General features: G+C 61.9%; 2 protein-coding genes. Both read left to right on the forward strand.

The annotated features are described in order from the left end of the window. Positions 1-619 precede the first annotated feature (619 nt). Positions 620-1,087 (forward strand): GatB/YqeY domain-containing protein, encoded by a 468-nt coding sequence (locus B0G38_RS23110; protein ID WP_264671642.1) that lies wholly within the window; start codon positions 620-622, stop codon positions 1,085-1,087. Between the two features lie 42 nt (positions 1,088-1,129). Then, entirely contained in the window at positions 1,130-2,023 is an 894-nt protein-coding gene (locus B0G38_RS23115; RefSeq protein WP_264671643.1) for a ribonuclease Z, read from the forward strand. Positions 2,024-2,149: the final 126 nt, after the last annotated feature.

A 2,149-nucleotide genomic window follows, 5' to 3' on the forward strand; every position in this document is an offset into this window, starting at 1 on the left:
TCGAGCCCCGAAGTCGCAGCACAGACTTCACATCCAACCGATCAAGGAACAATCACTTTCGGATCCGATAAAACGCTATTGACCCACGCTCCTAGGCCGCGTTGACCAGGAGCAGTTCGTCACAAGTTCAACCGCACCGGCAGGACCCCCCGGTGCGCTAAGTAGCCTCCGCGATGCCACCGCCGCTCGTGAGACCAAAACGCGCGGCCCTGGAGAGGCTGATCCAGGTGAGCAAGGCGCCGGATAGCCGGCTGCCGTGAGCCAGCCCACCATGCGGATATTGGTGTTCGCCCCCTAAAACGTTTCTTCTGTGCAAATAATGGGGACTACAAAGAGAAATGGAGGAAGCAACATGCGTGGAAGCAACCTTATTTGGACCATCGTAGGCGTCTTGGCAGCTATTGCCTTGATCATCTGGATCGTTTCGGCGATCTAGGACATCTCCTCCGAGTAGTTAGAAGAAGCCCCGGTCGCAGTCGGCCGGGGCTTCTTCGCGGGGCAGCACTTTGGGCACTGTCGCAGACAGCAGTCCGGACCGCCGACCGGAAGTTCTTTGGCGCCAGTACGACCTATTGTGGAGGCAGGCAGGATACGTTCGGCTATCGAAACGAGGAACACTATGACCACGCTCAAAGAACAGCTCCAGGCTGACGTCGTCGTACATATGAAGGCAGGCAACAAGGTTGCCTTGACGACCGTACGCAACGTTCTGGGGGAAATAGCCACGCGCGAGAAGTCGGGCAAGACTCCCATGGAACTGGACGATGCCCAGGTGACTGCACTCCTGCAGAAGGAAGCAGCGAAACGACGCGACACCGCGAATACCTACACCGAGGCGGGGCAGGACAGCCGGGCTGCCGCCGAGATTGCCGAAGCGGAGATCATCGAGGCCTACCTGCCTGAGCCGCTCACGGCAACGGACGTGGAGGGCATCGTGGACGAGGTCATTGCCGGACTCAAGGCCGATGGCGCAGAGCTCTCGATGCGGCAGATGGGTGTGGTCATGAAGCCGGTCACCGCCGAGGTCGCCGGCCGCTTCGACGGCAAGGCTGTCAGCGAGATCGTTCGCAGCCGTCTCGCGCAGTAGTTCCCGTTTCTGCGCTCACCGATACGTGGCACACTCTGTTCCATGCGTGAATTCGTTGTCCTCGGCACTGGCTCGCAGGTTCCCACACGGACCCGCAACCATAACGGGTACCTGCTGCGTTGGGACGGCGAGGGGCTGCTCTTCGATCCGGGGGAGGGTACGCAGCGGCAGATGATTCATGCAGGCGTTTCAGCCGGGCAGATCACGCGTATCTGCCTTACTCACGTCCACGGCGACCACTGCTATGGCCTGCCCGGCCTGCTATCGCGCATGGCGCTGGACGGCGTCGCCCACACCGTGCACCTGCACTATCCGGCCTCCGGCGAGGAAGTTGTCAAAGCGCTGGTGTCCGTTTCGTCCCCGGGCATCGATCTGCGACTGCAGCCGCACGCGGAGGCCGGTCCGATCGCGCCGGGACTCGAGGTGCGGCCGTTGCATCATCGCATCGAAACATACGGCTACCGGCTCGTCGAGCCTGATGGCCGGACTCTCCTGCCGGAGAGACTCGCAACTGCCGGAATTTCAGGGCCCGACGTCGGACGTCTCCAGCGCGAGGGGAAGCTGCGGGGCGTGAGCCTGGAGGATGTGAGTGTCCCGCGGCCTGGCCAGCGCTTCGCGTTCGTGATGGACACTGCTCCTTGTGCGGGTGCCGAGGAACTGGCGGACGGCGCGGACATGCTGGTGGCCGAGTGCACGTTTGACGACGACGACGCCGAACTGGCCGCCCAGTACCGCCACCTCAGCGCAGGACAAGCAGGTGCCTTGGCGGCCGGCGGCGGGGTAGGACTGCTGGTGCTGACCCACTTCTCGTCGCGCTATGTCGACGTTGGTCCGCTCGCAGAACAGGCACGGGCGCAGGCAGGCGGAGCAGTTGTCCAGGCCGCGAATGACTTCGACCGGATAGCCTTCCCCAAGCGGCGGCGGCACTCTGTTTAGAGGTTTTTCCAAGACTCGTGTACCAAAGTAACTAGGAGCGTGGGTCAATAGCGTTTTATCGGATCCGAAAGTGATTGTTCCTTGATCGGTTGGATGTGAAGTCTGTGCTGCGACTTCGGGGCTCGA

Source organism: Crystallibacter permensis (assembly GCF_025960875.1).
Taxonomy (GTDB): domain Bacteria; phylum Actinomycetota; class Actinomycetes; order Actinomycetales; family Micrococcaceae; genus Crystallibacter; species Crystallibacter permensis.

Bases quoted from the DNA above. Each gene is read 5' to 3' on its own strand.
- B0G38_RS23110 (WP_264671642.1), top strand. From the start codon at position 620: ATGACCACGCTCAAAGAACAGCTCCAGGCTGACGTCGTCGTACATATG.
- B0G38_RS23115 (WP_264671643.1), top strand. From the start codon at position 1,130: ATGCGTGAATTCGTTGTCCTCGGCACTGGCTCGCAGGTTCCCACACGG.